General features: G+C 71.7%; 15 protein-coding genes. 9 read left to right on the top strand and 6 right to left on the bottom strand.

Features of this window, described 5'->3' with window-relative positions; all coding sequences use genetic code 11:
• Nucleotides 1-171 precede the first annotated feature (171 nt).
• Together ACFY1H_RS40050 and ACFY1H_RS40045 are read left to right on the top strand one after the other, a co-directional pair.
• Nucleotides 172-1071, top strand: coding sequence for an LLM class flavin-dependent oxidoreductase (locus ACFY1H_RS40050; protein ID WP_386955367.1), 900 nt, complete (start codon nt 172-174; stop codon nt 1069-1071).
• Between the two features lie 213 nt (nt 1072-1284).
• Nucleotides 1285-3510: a GH92 family glycosyl hydrolase gene (locus ACFY1H_RS40045; protein WP_386955365.1), complete on the top strand. Its 2226-nt coding sequence runs from the start codon at nt 1285-1287 to the stop codon at nt 3508-3510.
• A gap of 21 nt (nt 3511-3531) precedes the next feature.
• Here ACFY1H_RS40045 and ACFY1H_RS40040 read toward each other — a convergent pair whose 3' ends face one another.
• Nucleotides 3532-4893, bottom strand: a complete 1362-nt coding sequence (locus ACFY1H_RS40040) for a hypothetical protein (RefSeq protein ID WP_386955363.1) — start codon at nt 4891-4893, stop codon at nt 3532-3534.
• Nucleotides 4894-5144: 251 nt separating this feature from the next.
• Here ACFY1H_RS40040 and ACFY1H_RS40035 point away from each other — a divergent pair, with 251 nt between their 5' ends.
• The 3 genes from ACFY1H_RS40035 (at nt 5145) to ACFY1H_RS40025 (ending at nt 7029) form a co-directional block, all read left to right on the top strand.
• On the top strand, nt 5145-5465 hold the full coding sequence (locus ACFY1H_RS40035) for a hypothetical protein (RefSeq protein WP_386955361.1): 321 nt from the start codon (nt 5145-5147) through the stop codon (nt 5463-5465).
• Between the two features lie 71 nt (nt 5466-5536).
• Nucleotides 5537-5977 (top strand): hypothetical protein, encoded by a 441-nt coding sequence (locus ACFY1H_RS40030; protein WP_386955359.1) that lies wholly within the window; start codon nt 5537-5539, stop codon nt 5975-5977.
• Between the two features lie 86 nt (nt 5978-6063).
• Nucleotides 6064-7029: a hypothetical protein gene (locus ACFY1H_RS40025; RefSeq protein ID WP_386955357.1), complete on the top strand. Its 966-nt coding sequence runs from the start codon at nt 6064-6066 to the stop codon at nt 7027-7029.
• 10 nt (nt 7030-7039) lie between these two features.
• Here ACFY1H_RS40025 and ACFY1H_RS40020 read toward each other — a convergent pair whose 3' ends face one another.
• Complete coding sequence (locus tag ACFY1H_RS40020; protein ID WP_366578597.1) at nt 7040-7399, bottom strand: MerR family transcriptional regulator; 360 nt, start codon at nt 7397-7399, stop codon at nt 7040-7042.
• A gap of 94 nt (nt 7400-7493) precedes the next feature.
• On the opposite strand from ACFY1H_RS40020, the gene ACFY1H_RS40015 reads away from it, so the two are divergent.
• Nucleotides 7494-8594: a 12-oxophytodienoate reductase gene (locus tag ACFY1H_RS40015; protein ID WP_386955355.1), complete on the top strand. Its 1101-nt coding sequence runs from the start codon at nt 7494-7496 to the stop codon at nt 8592-8594.
• Between the two features lie 5 nt (nt 8595-8599).
• Here ACFY1H_RS40015 and ACFY1H_RS40010 read toward each other — a convergent pair whose 3' ends face one another.
• Genes ACFY1H_RS40010 through ACFY1H_RS40000 form a run of 3 tightly spaced genes read right to left on the bottom strand, consistent with a single transcriptional unit; the run spans nt 8600 to nt 10664 of the window.
• Nucleotides 8600-8725, bottom strand: coding sequence for a hypothetical protein (locus ACFY1H_RS40010; RefSeq protein ID WP_386955353.1), 126 nt, complete (start codon nt 8723-8725; stop codon nt 8600-8602).
• Complete coding sequence (locus ACFY1H_RS40005; protein WP_386955351.1) at nt 8701-9564, bottom strand: PDR/VanB family oxidoreductase; 864 nt, start codon at nt 9562-9564, stop codon at nt 8701-8703. Before ACFY1H_RS40005 ends, ACFY1H_RS40010 begins: the two co-directional genes overlap by 25 nt.
• Nucleotides 9561-10664, bottom strand: coding sequence for a Rieske 2Fe-2S domain-containing protein (locus ACFY1H_RS40000; RefSeq protein ID WP_386955349.1), 1104 nt, complete (start codon nt 10662-10664; stop codon nt 9561-9563). Before ACFY1H_RS40000 ends, ACFY1H_RS40005 begins: the two co-directional genes overlap by 4 nt.
• A 325-nt stretch (nt 10665-10989) precedes the next feature.
• Here ACFY1H_RS40000 and ACFY1H_RS39995 point away from each other — a divergent pair, with 325 nt between their 5' ends.
• The 3 genes from ACFY1H_RS39995 (at nt 10990) to ACFY1H_RS39985 (ending at nt 12410) form a co-directional block, all read left to right on the top strand.
• Nucleotides 10990-11901 carry a universal stress protein gene (locus ACFY1H_RS39995; protein WP_386955347.1) on the top strand — a complete coding sequence of 304 codons (912 nt, stop codon included), beginning with the start codon at nt 10990-10992 and terminating at the stop codon, nt 11899-11901.
• Between the two features lie 99 nt (nt 11902-12000).
• A complete protein-coding gene (locus ACFY1H_RS39990; protein WP_366578604.1) occupies nt 12001-12183 on the top strand; it encodes a hypothetical protein in 183 nt (60 codons plus the stop codon).
• 44 nt (nt 12184-12227) lie between these two features.
• Entirely contained in the window at nt 12228-12410 is a 183-nt protein-coding gene (locus ACFY1H_RS39985) for a hypothetical protein (RefSeq protein WP_386955345.1), read from the top strand.
• A gap of 35 nt (nt 12411-12445) precedes the next feature.
• Here the strand turns inward: ACFY1H_RS39985 and ACFY1H_RS39980 are convergent, their stop codons facing one another.
• Nucleotides 12446-13654: a GNAT family N-acetyltransferase gene (locus tag ACFY1H_RS39980; RefSeq protein ID WP_386955506.1), complete on the bottom strand. Its 1209-nt coding sequence runs from the start codon at nt 13652-13654 to the stop codon at nt 12446-12448.
• Nucleotides 13655-13937 lie beyond the last annotated feature (283 nt).

Here is a 13937-nt window from a genome sequence, read left to right as displayed (position 1 = left end):
GGTTCCGAGCGTAACCGCGGGACGTGATCGACAAGGAGGTTCGGTGCCGCCACCCGCGCCGGACCTCCCTGATCCGATCGCGGCGGAAAACGAGCCACCACCGAATGGCGTCGCGGGCCGGATCTCGGCATGATCATTGACGGTAATGTCTATTGACTTGATGGGAGCGCTTTGCGCGACGACCTGCTGTTTGGCGTTGCGCTGACGCCCACCGCCGACCTGGCGGCCGGCCGCGCCTTCGCCACGGCCGCGGACGACGGCGGCCTCGACCTCCTCGGCATCCAGGACGCGCCGTTCGCGCCGGACCGGCCGGACACGTTCGTGCTGGCCGGAGATCTGCTGGCGCACACGGACAAGATCAGCGTGTTCCCGGACGTCGCGAGCCTGCCGCTGAGGCCACCGGCACTGCTGGCGAAGACCGCGGCCGCGCTGGACATCGTGTCCGGCGGCCGGTTCGAGCTGGCCCTCGGCGCGGGTGGCTACTGGGACGCGATCACGCAGCTCGGGGTGCCGCGTCGCAGCGCGCGCGAGTCGAACGTCGCGCTGGAGGAAGCGGTCACCATCCTCCGGGCGCTGTGGGCGGACGGCGGTCCGCCGGTGCGGGTCCAGGGCGAGTTCTACTCCGTCTCGGGCGCGCACCCGGGTCCGGCGCCGGTGCACCCCGTCGAGATCTGGGTCGGCGCACAGGGACCGAAGTCCCTCGCGCTGACCGGCCGGATCGCCGACGGATGGGCGGCTCCGATCGCCTCCTACCTGCCGTACGAGAAGTGGGCCGAGGCCAACCGCCTCATCGACGACGCCGCCGTGGCCGCGGGCCGCAAGCGACAGGCCGTGCGCCGGATCGCCCAGATCGTCGGCACGGTCACCGAAACACCCGGCCGGCCGCGGCTGGCGCAGGGTGCCGACCCCGTGCGGGGCACCGCGGCGGAATGGGCGGAGCTGCTGGCGAAACTCGGCGGCGAGCTGCCGTACACCGGGTTCGTCTTCATGCCCGAGGACAATTCCGCTGCTCAGGTAGCCGCATTCGCGCGTGAAGTGGTGCCGGAAGCCCGGCGGCTGCTCGCGCGGTGACGTCCGACGAGACGTCCACTGCGACGTCCACAATGGAATTCCCGGGCCGGACAACGAGTGGACAGAAAAGGCCACACATCCGATGTCTGCTTGACCCGGCCCGCTCGTTCGCTCAGTGTGGTGGCGACAACTGCACGAGCGTCCGGAAGGCGATGAAGCATGACCGACGCGGGTTCTCTGTCCAGGCGCGGGTTTCTGGTCGGCACAGGTGGGGTGGCCGCCGCTGCGGCCCTGCCCCGCACCGCGGTGGCAGCCACCGCCCGGCCGCAACCGGTGGACTCCGTCGATCCGATCATCGGATCTGTCACCACCGCGGCCGACACGGCGTGCGGCAAGACGTTCCCCGGCGCGGTCGCGCCGTTCGGCCTGGTCCAGCTGAGCCCGGACACGGTCTCCGGCGGTGACAACGGCAGCGGCTACTCGGCCGAGATGACCACGATCGAGGGCTTCAGCTTCCTGCACATGTCGGGCGTCGGCTGCTACGGCGACCTCGGCAACCTCCAGGTGCTCCCGCAGACCGGCCCGCTCGTGACCGGGCGCGACGAGGCGAAGAGCCCGTACCGCAAGGAAACCGAGACCGCCCGCGCCGGCTACTACGCCGTGGAGCTCGACCGCTACCGCGTGCGCGCCGAGCTCACCGCCACCGAGCGGGCGGGGCTGCTGCGTTTCACCTTCCACGACGCCGGCACCGGCCGCGTCAAGGTCGACCTCACCCGCCGCATTGGGCCGGACGGCTCGCACTCGATCGCGCAGCACGTGCGCCAGGTCGACGCCACCACCGTCGAAGGCTGGATCCGCTGCGACCACACGGGCGGCGGCTGGGGCTGCGGCGCGCAGAGCCCGGCCTACACCGTGTATTTCACAATGGAGTTCCACCAGCCGATCGCCGTGTTCGGCACGTGGGACGGCACCGACGTCCGCACCGACCTCGCACAGCGCGACGGCACCCAGCTCGGCTTCTTCGCCGAGTTCCCCGTCCGCGCCGGCCAGCAGGTGCCGGTGCGCGCGGGCGTGTCGTTCGTCGACCTCGACGGCTCCCGCCGCAACCTGCGCCACGATCTGCCGAGCTGGAGCTTCGACGCCGTGGCCGCCGGGGCCCGCCGCACGTGGGCGGACGCGCTGGGCAAGGTCGCCGTCGAGGGCGGCACGGCCGAGCAGCGCAAGATCTTCGAAACCGCGCTGTACCACTCGATGATCGACCCGCGGCTGTTCGGCGACGTCGACGGCCGCCACCGCGTGGGCGACACCGCGCCGGTGCGCGACGGCGTCACGCACCGCACGCTGTTCAGCGGCTGGGACGTGTTCCGCGCGCAGTTCCCGCTGCTCACGATCATCGACCCGGACGTGGTGCAGGAGACGATCACTTCGCTGGTCTCGCTCACCGACGCCGGCCTCGTGCGCGGGCTCGCCCGCTGGGAGCTGCTGGGCAAGGACACCGACACGATGATCGGCGACGCCGCGATCAACGTCATCGCCGAGGCGTACCTCAAGGGCCTGCGTGGGTTCGACGCCGAAAAGGCCTACCGCTTCTGCCGCGAGGTCGCGATGGGCCCGGCGGAACGCTCCAACCGCACCGATTTCGCGAACTGGACCTCGCTCGGTTACTGCGTCACCTACAGCCTCTCGTCGACGCTCGAAAACGCGTACACCGACTACGCTCTCGCGCGGTTCGCCGAAGCGTTGGGCAAGAAGGAGGACGCGAAGCGCCTCTACGCGACTTCGCAGAACTACCGGAACCTCTTCAACGCCGACGCCGGCTGGTTCCGCGGCCGCAACGCCGACGGCAGCTGGATGGGCGACGGCGACGGCTGCATCGAGAGCAACCCGGAGCAGCAGGGCTGGTTCGTGCCGCACGACGTCGGCGGCCTGGTGAAGCTCGCGGGCGGGCGCGCGGCGTTCGTCGACCGGCTCAACGGCATCTTCGAGCAGACGCCGCGGGACGTGATGATGAAGTGGAACGAGTTCTACAACCACAGCAACGAGCCCGTGCAGCAGATGCCGTTCATGTTCACCTACGCGGGTGCGCCGTGGCTGACCCAGAAGTGGTCCCGGTACGTCTGCGAAAACGCCTACCGCACGGGTCCCACGGGCCTCGCGGGCAACGACGACGCCGGCCAGATGTCGGCCTGGTACGTCCTCGCCGCGGCGGGCTTCTACCCCGTTTCCCCCGCGAGCGGCGTGTACATCCTCGGCAGCCCCGTCTTCGACCGCACGCGTTTCACGACGGGTCACGGCCGGACGTTCACCGTGCGCGCGATCGGCAACTCGCCGGCCAACGTCTACATCACGTCGGCGAGGCTGAACGGAAAGCCGCTGCACCGCGCCTGGATCACGCACGACGAGGTCGTGCGCGGCGGCGAACTGGTGCTCCACATGAGCGCGATGCCTGACCAGTCGTGGGGTGCGGGCGCGTTGCCGCCGTCGCTCACGCCGGCGTGATGGTTGCTGTGCGGTGCACGGTCAAGTGATCGCCGGCTGACCGGGCTGGACGGGCGAGGGCCGCTGAGGGTCCTCGCCCGTATTTTGCTGCGCTTCCAGCGTTTCCACGACGCGGTCGGTGGCCTCCTCGCCGTGGACGTGCACGAGTGACAGGTAGAACAGCACCGGCGCCGCGGGCGCCCACGAGTCGCGGCGGTCGGGGCGCAGCAGGTACTCGATCGTCGCTTGTGGCTCGAACTCCACGTAGTCGAACCCGCGGTGCTCCCAGGCGTCCTGGACGCCGCGGCCGAGGTTGTTCTCGAACTGCCGGCGGGTCATCGTGCGCAGGTTCGCCAGGAACAGACAGCACCACTGGGAGTTCACCGTGACGACGGCGAACGCGAGGAGCTTGAGGTCGTAGTGATCGGGCCTGAGCCGCAGCTCCTCCTTCAGCCCGCGTTCGGCGGCGCGGAACAGGTTGGGTGGCCCGTGTTTCCCGTCGAGTTCCCGCTGCAGCCCCTCGTTGGCCGAGGAGTTCCACTCGCCTTTCCCCACCCCCACCCGCCCGCTGCGCCGCGCGACGACAAGCCACCTGTCGGCGGTGACGACGGCGATGTTGAGGCCGAAGCTGGAGCGCATGAAGTCGGGGGTGTCCTGGGGGTCGCGGCCGTCGAGGTAGAGGCTGCGGAGGGTGTCGCCGCCGGGGAGGAGTTCGTCGAGTTGTTGGCTGGCCAGGAAAGTGAGGTAGTCGGAGTGGACGAAGTGGATCGTGACCTCGGGTAGTTCCTCGGGGCCGCGGCGGTTGACCACGAAGTCGTGAACCGCGTAGCGCGACAGCAATGCGTGGTGCTCCAGGCCCCTTTTGCGGCGGTACTTTTGCTCCTCGCGTAACTTTTCCCTGAGATTTGCCACTACCGGAGGAAGAGAAACCGCCCGCGGCGTGACGAGAACGTGCACGTCACTTTCCGCGCTCTCCCGTTCCCCGTTGCCTTCCAGCAGCTGAACACTCGTGCTGAGCGGCCCGATCGAGAACCCGGGGAACACCGCCTTCGCGGGCCTTCGCCGCCGGGCGTGGTGGTAACTCTCCCGCCACCGCAGTACGTGCCGTTCGAGCGCATCCGCCGGCGGCTGTGTCTTCCTGAGCAACGCCCGGATGACGTCGAAGAGCAACTCCTCGTTGTACCGCTTGGGCTCCTCCCGGAAGATCTCCCGCGCGGTCCCGTACGCGCATCTGACGGCTTCGGGCGGCACCCCGCGCGCTGTTCTCTCCCTTTCGACCAGCGCCGGCAACGCGCGCAGCCGCACGCCGGACCACTCCCGCAAAGCCCGCAACCGCACCGCGAACTCGGGCAGCGACCCGGGCTTCCCCGGCGCGGGCGGCTCCCCGAACGGCGCAGTCGTCACGGACGTCCCTCCCCACTCCGGGCTTGTGCCATGATGCCCGACACCCCGGCCCGCCGGAGCCCACAGTGACCGGCGCTGATCGGAGTTGGTCGGAAATTTTGCGACCCCGGTGTGCCGCCCTGCATCCTGACGAGGCAAGCCGGACGGGCCCGGCGCCCGGAGAACCTCCGACGCGCCGGCCGGCCCTCCCGGCCGTCAACCCAAGACGACCCTTTTTCGCACCACCACGCGAATCCCGATCGGGGTGACCCATGACCGCCCTCACGCCTACCCACGTCCTCGTCGCCGTCACGCTTCTGCTCGCACTCTCGTGGGCCTGGTCGTCCGGCGCCCGCCGCGCCAGGGCCGCCGCCGAGGCCTCCCGGGCCCGCACCCGCCTGGTCTCGCTGACCGGCCGCGTCCTGCTCAACGCGGGCCTGCTCGTCACGGTCCAGTGGGCCGTCATCGCGAACTCCACCAGCACCTGGATCCTGCTCGCCGTCCTCGGCCTGCCCGCCCTCTTCGCCGCCTACGCCCTCACCCGCGCCACCACGTTGGCCACCCCCGCCCCACCCACCCGCGACGACCACTGATCGCCCGGCGCCTCGTCGGTGCGAAAGAAGGCGCGAAAGAATCAGCCTTTTCGCGACGAGCCGCTTCAGGCGTGGTGCAGATGATCGACGTGACCACGGCCGAGGCGGCCGGCGAGCGGTTCCACGACAGTGCCGTCGCGCGGTTCGCGTTCGGGCTGCTGGTGATCGCCGCGCCGGACGGCCAGGACGGTCACGACGGCTGGAACGCCGCGACGGAGGTCGTCCACGCCGGGCGCGACTCCCTGTACGTGGGCGTGCGTCAAGCGGCGAGCGGACCGGTCTGGGTCACCTGTGTCGAGGAGCCGTTCGAGGTCGACGGGCTCGGGCTCCTGCACCGCGGCGAGCTGGAGCTCTCCCGGCGGTCGCTGGAGATCTCCGAGCCGAACGGGCAGCTTCGGCTGGAGCTGCCGGTGGAGCGAGCGCTGAACCGGGTGTCGGTCTACGGGGATGACGGCGAAGAGCCGGCCCGGATCCTCGTGGTGCTGGGGGATCCGAGCGAGCCGCTCGGGTGAACCGAGCGGCGAGCACCCGCCCGGCGTAACGATGTCCCGCCGTCGTCGATGAGGAGGCGACGACGTTTCCCGGGGGGGGCACGCAAGTGGAAGAGGAAGACCTGCTCGACTCGCACCCGGACCTGGTGGATCCGGAGTGGCGCAGACGGGCGGAGGCCGGCGCGCGGGCGGGGGCGCGGAAGGATCGCCGGCGGGGGCGCACGCGGCGCGCGCCGCTGCGGCGGCCGCGGGGGCGGTGGTGGGGCGCGACCCTCGTGCTCCTCGTGCTCGGGGTGACGGTGGCGGCGATCGTGCTGGTGGGAAGTCAGCCGAAAGCCGAGTCGGCCGCGCCCAACCCCACGGCGGTGCCGGTGGTCGCGCCCGTCGATCTGGCGCGGCCGTACGACCGGACGCCCGCCCAGAACTGGAGCAAGGGATTCGACGGGATCGCCACGGCGGCGGCCGAACCCGGAGCCGTCGCGGAGGCCTACGCGCAGGTCAAGCGCGCGATCTTCGCCGCACGGCTCGAACCCGCCGTGGTGACGGGGCACGACCCCCGGGCGTTCCTCGCGCAGCTGGCGCCGGACGCGCGGCCGTGGATCGCGTCGAACGTGGCGGAGCACGGCAAGGGCCTGCTGCCCTACGTGACCGAGATCGCCGACGGCTACCGCCTGCTCGACGCGGGCCCGCGGATCTTCGGCACCCTGACCGCGCACCCCGGGGCGAAGCCGGGGGAGCTGGCCGTGGACGCGAAGTACGTGGTCGCCTACGCGTTCGACGATCCGCACCCCGCAGATCTGACCGGCCCGGCGGAGATCGTCAGCTTCGTGCGCGTGGACGAGAACTACGTGCTCCGCAGCGGCACCGGCTTCAGCGGAACCAGCCAGGGCCTCTGGATCGACGGCGAGCACAGCGCGTTCTCCTCCGTCGGCTGCGCCGCCGCGAAGACGGGTTTCCTTGCGCCCGGCTACGCCAACCCGCCCGTCGGCCCGGCGCCCACGGGCGGGCGCGACGCGCCCGGCTACTACGACCCGAAGTACCCGGTGCCGACCCTCGACGGCTGCCGGGACTGACGCGGACGCGTCACCGCGGCCGCACGCACGAGTGCGACCCGGCGGTCGCGATGATGTCGTCGAGCTTGTCACGCGCGTTGGCCAGTTCGCGCGACTGCCGGTCGAGGCGGTCGCGCTCCGCGGTGAGCAGGGAGAGCGCCTCGGGGGTCGCCCGGCCCTCGCGCACGGACGGCATGAGCGCGAGGATCGACTTGCTCGACAGCCCCGCCGCGTAGAACTGCTGAATCAGCCAGACCTGGTCCACGGCGGCGTCCGGGTAGTGTCGCTGCCCGCCCGAGCTGCGTGACGGCACGAGCAGCTCCTGCTCCTCGTAGTACCGCAACGCCCGGACACTCACACCCGCCTTCCGGGCGAGCTCCCCGATGCGCATCGGACCTCCGTGACCCGTCCCACAAACCGTGGAACCTCACGTCCACGGCAGGTTCTAGCGTAGCAGGAGATCACGACCAGGGAGCTGATTCCTCATGAAAACCCGTGCGGCACAAGCACTTTCCCGTCCGCTGACCCTCGGCGGGCTGACCCTGCCCAACCGCGTCGCCATGGCGCCGATGACCCGCGCCTTCTCGCCCGGCGGCGTGCCCGGCGAAGACGTCGCCGCTTACTACGCCCGCCGCGCGGCCGGCGGCGCGGGCCTGGTGATCACGGAGGGCGCCTACGTCGACCACCCCGTCTCCGGCCAGCACGACCGGGTGTCCCGGATGTACGGCGACGACGCCCTGGCCGGCTGGGCCCGCGTCGTCGAAGCCGTCCACGGGCACGGCGGGCTGATCTTCCCGCAGCTCCAGCACGTCGGAATGGCCCGCAAACCCGGCGAGCCACCCCACCCCGGTACGCCCGCCATCGGACCCTCCGGCGTGCCGATGCACGACGCAGGCGAAGGCCGCACGATGTCCCAGCGCGACATCGACCAGGTCGTCACCGCGTTCGCCGAAGCCGCCGCCACCGCCGAGCGCCTGGGCTTCGACGGGGTCGAACTGCACGGCGCCCACGGCTACCTCATCGACCAGTTCCTCTGGCCCGGTACCAACCACCGCACCGACGCCTACGGCGGCGACCTGCGCTCCCGCACGCGCTTCGCGGCCGAGGTCGTCGCCGCGGTACGCCGCGCGGTCTCGCCCGGATTCTCCGTCGTGGTGCGGTTTTCGCAGTGGAAGATGACCGACTACGACGCCCGCATCGCCGACGACCCCGAACAGCTCGGCGTGATCCTCGGCGCGCTCGCCGACGCGGGCGCCGACGCCTTCCACGCCTCCACGCGCCGCTACTGGGAGCCCCCGTTCGCCGGGTCCGACCTGAACCTGGCCGGCTGGGCCAAAAAGCTCACCGGGAAGCCCGCGCTCTCCGTCGGCTCGGTGGGCCTCGACACCGAATTCACCGCGAACCCCGCCCAGGCCCGCAAGACCGGCATCGAAGGCCTGCTCGACCGCCTGGAAGCCGACGAGTTCGACATGATCGCCGTCGGCCGCTCCCTGCTCGCCGACCCGTCGTGGACCGCCAAGATCCTCGCCGGCCGCGAAGGCGAGATCGTCCCCTTCACACCGGCCGCGCTCGGCGCCCTGCACTGAACGGCTTACGGCACGTCCAGCACCAACGTGGCCGGCTCGCCGTGCACCGAAGCCGCGCGGCTCACACAGGTGCACAGGTGGTCGTCCCGCGCGTGCTGCTCCGGGCTCAGGAAAACGTCGCGGTGGTCCACGATCCGATGCAGCCCAGCACTTTCACCTCGCACAGCCCGCATTCGCCGCGGCGGCAGTCGGACATGAGCTCGGGGCCCGCGGCTTCCAGCGCGTCGAGCAGGGACCGGTTCGCAGGAACGGTGGTGCGCAAGGACAATCTCGGGATCTCGACCACGAACTCCTCGGCCGGGTGCCGGCCGCTGCTGCCGAACGTCTCGAACCGGAAGTGGCTCGCCGGCCGGCCCGCGGTGTGCCAGGCCGACCGAAGCGCGTCCAGCAGCCCGATCGGCCCGCACACGTACAGCTCGTGTCCCTCGGGAACGTCGGCGACGAGCCGGTCCGGGTCGATCACCCGGCCCTCGTCCTTGGCCACCACGTCCACCCGCCGATGGTCGAGCTGGTCGAGGAACGCCATCGTCGCGCGGCCGCGGCCCGCGTAGACGAGGCGGACGTCGGCGTCCTGCGCGACGAGGGCGCGGAACATCGGCAGCAACGCGGTGATGCCGATACCGCCGGCGACCAGCGTGTAGCCGGGGCGGCCGCGGGTGAGCGGAAAGGTCTGCACGGGCTCGGAGACGCGCAGGCGGTCTCCGGCCGTCAGCCCGTGCAGGTGGCGCGCGCCGCCGGAGCTGGTCGCGCCGAGCCGGATCCCGAGGTCGATCGTGCCGGCCTCGGGGTCGTGGGCGACGACGGAGTACGACCGCGTTTCGTCGCGGCCGTTGAGATGGACCACGACGTCGACGTGGCTGCCCGGCGCGGCGTGCACGCGCTCGCCCAGTTGGAGCCGGAGCGAGCGGACGCCCTCGGCGGCCTCGGTGGCCGCGACGACCGTGGCGGTCAGCCGGCGCGGCGCGGTCATCGGCTTCCCGCAACGGAAGGCGCCGCCCGGCCGGTGGTCTCGGCGTCGATCAGGGCATCGATCGCGCGGCGCGCCCACATGCCGCCCGCGTCGATGTTGAGGTTGGCGAAGTCGTGCCCGGGGTTCTCCGTTACGGCCCGCTGCTGCGCCTCGATCATCGCTTCGTCCTCGCTGAACACCCGCGCGACGCCCTCGCGCAGCAGCGTCGTCACCTGCTGGTCGCGCAGGTGGTAGTCGCGGGCGTTGGCCCAGAAGTAGTGGCTGCGGGTGCGGGTTTCCGGCGTGACGGTGTTGATGATCCGGTTCGCGACGCCCTGGCTGCGGTCGCCTTCGGGGGCGCCGGTGCCCGCCTTGGCGACGCCGACGTCGATCGTGATGGTGCACGGCGCCTCGAACCGGATGATCTGCCAGCGGTCGACGAGCCCCGTCCAGCCGGGGAAGACGCGGTTCAGCTGCGCGGCCCAGAAGTTCGGCGCCGAGACGCCCAGCATCCACTTGGTGGCCGTCACGGTCCGGCCTTCGTGGGCCACGTCGAGCCGCTCGTGGTTGATTTCCTCCTGGTGCAGCGAACTCGTGTGCACGAAGGCCTCGTGGGTGAGGTCCATGAGGTTGTCGACGACCAGCCGGTAGTCGGCGGCCAGGTGAATCACGCTGCCGTCGCCGGCCCACTCCGGGTCGAGGTTCCAATGCAGGTCCGGGATCAACGCCGGATCGGCCTTCGGCGGGTCCCCGGGCCAGATCCAGACGAACCGGTGGCGTTCGACGGTCGGGTAGGAGCGCACGCAGGCGCTCGGGTTGATCGTCTGCTGGGCGGGCATGAACGTCGCGCGGCCGTCGCCGTCGTAGCGGATGCCGTGGTAGCCGCAGGCGACCTCGTCGCCTTCGAGGCGGCCGGTGGACAGCGGCACCAGCCGGCGCCAGCACGCGTCGGCCAACGCGACCGGGGTGCCGTCGAGCCGGCGGAACAGGACCACCGGCTGGTCGGCGACGCGGAGGGGCCGCAGCGTCCGGCCGATCTCGTGGTCCCAGCCGGCCGTGTACCAGGCGTCGAGGGGGAAGGACGGGCGGTCCGGGTCGTCGAGGCGGGCGGGCTTCGTCATCGAAAGTCCCTTCGCTGGGCATCGGGTGCTGCGGAAGATCGAGTGCTGCCAATGCGTCTCGCTGCCGCCGCGAAAATCGTCAGCATACGGATGAAAATCGCATCTGTCGACGGCCGGTGTCAAGCATTCTGCCGGAGGCAAGTGCTGGGGTGTTCGTCGGCCGATCCGCGTAGTCATCCGTATGCAGATCGACTCGGCGGCCGGCCGCAGCGCGGGGTGCAGCCGGACGAAAGTCACCCGGACGGGGGTCTGTTGGCCGTCTCGCGCGCGGGTCCGCTGCGGTTACAGTCCGGGGTGCCGGCAGACCGACGAAGGCGGGGAACCCATGGCAAGCGCGTCCACCGATCTGGTCGTCGGGGTCGACGAGAGCGACTCGTCGCTGATGGCGGCGCGCTGGGCCGCGCGGATGGCCCGCGAGCGCCGCCTCGGGCTGCGGCTGGTGCACGCCGTGGACGAGATTCCGGTGACGTACCCGCACCGCGCCCCGACGTATGAGGACGCGCAGCGCGTCGTCGGCGAACGCGGTGAGCGCGTGCTCAGCCGGGCGCAAGCCGCCGTCGCCGAGGTGGCGCCGGATCTGGCCGCCGAGGCCGTGCTGCGGCCGGAACAGCCGGCGTCGGCGCTGCGTGCCGAGTCCGCGTCGGCCGGGATGCTGATCCTCGGCTCGACGGGGCTGCACCGGCTCGGCCGGTTCGTGCTGGGCTCGGTGTCGGTCTCGCTCGCTTCGCACGCCGAGTGCCCGGTCGCGTTCGTGCGGCCCCACGTCGCCGAGGAGGCGCCGCCGGTGGAGGGCCCGGTCGTGGTCGGCGTGGACGCCACGCCGGTCGGGGAGGAAGCGATCGGCGTCGCCTTCGAGGAAGCGTCGTGGCGCCGGACTCCGCTCCTCGCCGTGCACTGCTGGAAGGAAGGCTTCCTGGCGTCGGTGTTCGAGGAGTCCGGCTCGTCCGCCGACGCCGACGCGATCGAGGCCCACGAGCGGGAACTGCTCGCCCAGCGCCTCGCCGGGTGGCAGGCGAAGTACCCCGACGTGCAGGTCGAGCGCCTGGCCGTGAAGGAGAAGCCGGCCGACGGGCTGCTCGACTTCGCCGACCAGGCGCAGCTGCTGGTCGTCGGCAGCCGCGGCCGCGGCGGGCTCGCCGGCCTGGCGCTCGGGTCCACCAGCCAGAGCCTGATCTCCTACGCGCTGTGCCCGGTGCTGGTGGTGCGCGGGAACCGCCCGGCGGATTCGCAGGACTGACGGATTCTCCGGAGCCGGCCCGGCGTCGTCGCTACGATCGACGCGCTTCGCTATCTGCCGCACCGCGGCCGGCGCGGTCCCGGCCCTGGAGTGTCCACTGTGGAAACGACCGATCCGCGTGCGATGCGCGACGCCATGCTCCACGCGGTGCCCAACCGCGCGACCGACGAAGTGCCGGCACCACTGGAGCACACTGGCGGCGCGATCATCGTCCTCAAGCGCGCCCCGCTGCTGCCCAGTGCCATCCGCATCGGCCGGCCGACAGCGGTCGCGCTGACCTAGCAGTCAGCGCGGTACCAGGGCGTCACGGAGAACGTCACGCTCTCGTGCTCGCCGAGCAGATCCGGCGCTGGCGTGGCCTCGACGAGGTGACGTGGCGGGGGATTGCCGGTCTCGTCACCGCGCGGCTCGGGTTGCCGCACAGCGCCGACCAAATCGCCGGGCGGCGGCTGTGCGAGGACGCGGCCCGGGTGCTCGGTGAGGACCCGGGTCGCGAACCTGGGAACTAGCGCCGCCTCCGGACCGCCCGGGCCGCTGAGCGGCGTCAGAACCAGTGCAGGCAGTGCGGCTCGCGGTCGCCCCGGAAAAGCGCGTCGGCGACGGCCGCGGCTTCGGGGTGGTGTGCGTGGATGTGGCCGGCGCGGACGAGGGTGCTGGGGGTGGTGCCGCCGAGGTAGAGGGAGCCGAGGTCGCGGATGTCGAGGGACAGGTCGGGGGTGCGGTCCGTGGGGACGCACTCGGCTTTGCCGTCGCGGACAGTAAGCAGGTGGCGGGCGCGTTCGGCGAGGAAGGGGTCGGTGACGTCGAGGACGAGCTCGCCGTCGGTGAACCAGCCGCGGGCGGTCAGGGCGCGCGGGACGTCCAGCAGCCGTACCCACAGCCAGTCGTCGTCGCGGGCCTCGCTGGCGCGGAAGTCCGCGAGCTGCCAGCGCAGCGGGTGCCAAGGCGGGACGTGCTTGAACACCACGCTCTTCACCAGGTCGTGGCCGAGCACGAAGCGGGCCAGGGCGGTGAAGACCGCGTCGTCGGTGGCGATGGTTTCGTCGACGGCCAGCGTGCCGGGCTCGCCGAGCGAATAGCTGGCGTAGCCGTCCGGGGTCCCGTCGGCGTCCCGGTGCACGGCGATGTACCGCGGCGCCGCGGTGATCGGCGGCTGGCCAGCGCGCAACGCCCACCACCGGTGCGGCCGGGACAACGCACCGGGCTGAGCGCGGCGGTAGCGGTCGTAGACGTCTTCCAGCAGCTCACCGCACTCGTCGCGCTTCAGCACCTCGACCGAGCCGGTGTCGGCCGGCGCCTGGGCCCGCGGCGCGGCGAGCGCGGCCTGGTGACGTGCCACCGTCAGCTGCCCGGTGTAGGTCGCCGGCCCGTAGCCGAAGCGGCCGTAGATCGTGGCCTCCGACGCGAGCAGCACGGACAGGAACTCCCCGCGCGCCCGCAGCTCGGCCAGCTGGTGGCGCATCATCGCGCTCAGCACGCCCCGGCGCCGATGCGAAGGCAGCACCCCGACGGACGTGATCCCCGCCGCCGGCACCACGACTTCACCCGGCAGCGTGAGCTCGAACGAGTAGGCCGCCGCGGTCCCGACCGGCCGCCCGTCCGCCAGGGCCAGCACCCCGCGGTCCATCTCGAGCGCCGACCACCACAACCCGCCGCCACCCTCGGCGGGCGTTTCCGGGAACCGCGCGAACGCGGTGTGGACGGTGTCGACGAAGACGTCGAAGTCCTGCTCGGTCGTGGTGCGGATCTCCACTGCGTGCGTGTCCACTGTGGCGGTCTCCCCGGGAGTCGTGGCTGTCGCGCCACAGTGCATCGGCGTCGGAAGGCCGGGTCAACCGAATTACCGGCACCGTCAGGGGGCACCGGAGCCCGGATGAGCAGCCGGACCGTACGCCCGTCGATGCCGACGTCTCGATCTCCGCCGAGCTCGGCGACGGCCGCGGATCTCGCTCGGGGCACCGGCGTTTGTACCCCGCGAGCCGCGGGTAGTCCGACGTGCCTCCCGCCGGGGAGGTGGTGATCGACAGGAGGAGCTT

The sequence above is a fragment of the Amycolatopsis sp. NPDC001319 genome (assembly GCF_042896185.1).
Taxonomy (GTDB): Bacteria; Actinomycetota; Actinomycetes; order Mycobacteriales; family Pseudonocardiaceae; genus Amycolatopsis.
This window is presented reverse-complemented; position numbering and strand designations above follow the sequence as displayed.

Bases quoted from the DNA above. Each gene is read 5' to 3' on its own strand.
- ACFY1H_RS40035 (WP_386955361.1), top strand. From the start codon at position 5,145: ATGACCGCCCTCACGCCTACCCACGTCCTCGTCGCCGTCACGCTTCTG.
- ACFY1H_RS40020 (WP_366578597.1), bottom strand. From the start codon at position 7,399: ATGCGCATCGGGGAGCTCGCCCGGAAGGCGGGTGTGAGTGTCCGGGCG.
- ACFY1H_RS40015 (WP_386955355.1), top strand. From the start codon at position 7,494: ATGAAAACCCGTGCGGCACAAGCACTTTCCCGTCCGCTGACCCTCGGC.
- ACFY1H_RS40005 (WP_386955351.1), bottom strand. From the start codon at position 9,564: ATGACCGCGCCGCGCCGGCTGACCGCCACGGTCGTCGCGGCCACCGAG.
- ACFY1H_RS40000 (WP_386955349.1), bottom strand. From the start codon at position 10,664: ATGACGAAGCCCGCCCGCCTCGACGACCCGGACCGCCCGTCCTTCCCC.
- ACFY1H_RS39995 (WP_386955347.1), top strand. From the start codon at position 10,990: ATGGCAAGCGCGTCCACCGATCTGGTCGTCGGGGTCGACGAGAGCGAC.